Here is a 2,177-nt window from a genome sequence, read left to right as displayed (position 1 = left end):
GACAAAATCAGGGACCTCCAGTCTGCGGTCCTGCTGGGTAGCGCTCCGCAGGGGGTGGCGTTTACCTCAGGTGAACATCTTCAGCTCAGCAGTACCCGCAATACCATGATCAATGCCGGTCAACATCTTGATATCGGGGCGATGAAAAATCTGTCGGTTACGGTGGAAAAAGCTCTGGGTCTGTTTGTCCATAAAGACGGGGCGAAGCTGGTTGCCAACCAGGGAGACATCGAGATTCAGGCTCAGCACAACACGATGGCCCTGTTTTCTGAAAAGCAGCTGACGGTGACCAGCAGTAAAGACGAAATTATTATCAGCACCCCGGAAACGCTGACGCTGAACGGTGGCGGGTCTTACCTGAGACTGAGTAAGAACGGGATTGAGCATGGTTCATCTGGTGAGTTCATTATGAAAACATCGAACTATCTGGTACCAGGCTCGGGCGCAAATCTTCCCAACGAAGCACCTAATTTCAGCCTGACGAATATCACTCAGGAAAGCAAAATCAGCAGTAAGTCATTCAATGACTGACAGGGAGTGTGAATCGTGTCTGTATTACCCAAAATTGTCTGGCCAATCCCTTCCAACAGTCGGGGAAATGAGTTCAAAAATCAGGAAGAGATCCTCTCTCATGTCGGGGGGGAATCCACCGGGCAGTATATGATTGGCCGCAGTGGCATGTGGCATGGCGGGATCCATATCACGGAAGCAACGACCCCGTGGTGTGCGCTTAGTGGCAAGTCTCCTCTTGAAGCAGTGGATTTCCCGGTTCCCTTTAAAGGTGAGCAGGCTGTGCGATGCATGGCTGACGGAGAAGTGATTGCTTACCGCATCTGCAGGGATTATCTGACGATTGCATGGGAATCCGGTCCGCTGAACTTTTCCGGTTCGTTTGTTCTGGTTAAACACTTTATTCAACCGGGGGAGAAAGAAACCAGCGGACTACATTTCTATACCCTGTATATGCACCTGGCCCCCTATTCAGCCTATAGTGTCAATCCGGCGGAAACAAAGTGGACAGTCCAGGATACGCTTACTGCCTACGATCCAGAATGGGGCATGAGCGCCAGAACCAACAATAAAAGTACCAGTGAAAGCTATCGCAAGGGCACGATTCCAAAAGGATCTATTGTTGAGTGGGATAAAACAGACAGCGGCCTCCATACCATTGCATTTAATAAGCGAGAGTATGGCCTTGTTACCTTTGTTAGCCTCTCAGAACAGGCGTTGAAAAAGGGCAAGAAAACATCCCTGAAACCAGGGCGGCAATACTGGATGCTTGTGGACAAAAACAACCTGTCTCCTGGCACTGATGGGGCGGTACAGCCTTCCTGGTGGCAGAAACTCATGCCTCCAGCAAAAGAAGCGATGAAATTTGACCAGGTAGTATGCCCGACTCCCTTTGCTATCAGCGCAGGTGACCCTGTTGGTCATATGGGATATTATCAAGCACCTAAGGATGGAGGATATGAAGCGCGATACCAGGTTCATATCGAATGCACGAGTATGGATGATAACCTGGAAACGTTCCTGACCAACCCTGAGCAGGTTGGAGAAAAGAATCCAATCTGGCTGAAGTACGCTCCGGGACTTGCGTTGTACAAAAAAGATGTTGCAACAGGAACATTCACAGAAGATACAAGGGCAACAACCAGGGCGGGGATCCTTCCACTGAGTCAGGTGCAAACGGAAGTCGATACGTTGACCAAACAGGAATACTGGCAGTTGCGACCAGAAAACGCGTACATGCCAAAAGGTCAGGCGGAACCTCAACTTTTGTCACAGTATGATCTGGCAAAGCAGGGGTTCAGAACTGAAATCGCTGAGCCTGCAAGTTTTGATTACCTGGATGGAAAAAAACAGCCCACTGGATTCTTCCGTAATCTTATTGATTCACTCTACCAGGCCGCAACCGATGATTCGCGAACCAGTCATGCGCTGGTGAAGCATAATTATCAGCGTCTGCTGGATAAAATTGACAACGGAAGCGACCGCTATTCTCCAATGGAGTACTGGAGAGCACTTCACAATCCCGACTATCGTGATGTTCTTCAGAAAACAATCATTAAACATCCAAGCGACTGGTACTTCAAAAAAGGCGATGCTATCTGGCAACCATTCCTCAATGCGCTGAAAAAAGATGCTCCGGAATGGAAGAAATACAGTGAGGATTTTCT

Annotated in this window: 2 protein-coding genes; both read left to right on the top strand. The window is 49.0% G+C overall.

From position 1 onward, the window contains the following. A partial coding sequence (locus FEK46_RS23165; RefSeq protein WP_138194840.1) for a DUF2345 domain-containing protein occupies positions 1–531 on the top strand: 531 nt, incomplete at its 5' end. Between the two features lie 15 nt (positions 532–546). Further along, on the top strand, positions 547–2,177 hold a 1,631-nt coding region (locus FEK46_RS23160; protein WP_138194838.1), incomplete at its 3' end, for a hypothetical protein.

Origin of the sequence: Escherichia sp. E4736 (genome assembly GCF_005781225.1) — a bacterium.
Lineage (GTDB): Bacteria > Pseudomonadota > Gammaproteobacteria > Enterobacterales > Enterobacteriaceae > Escherichia.
This window is presented reverse-complemented; position numbering and strand designations above follow the sequence as displayed.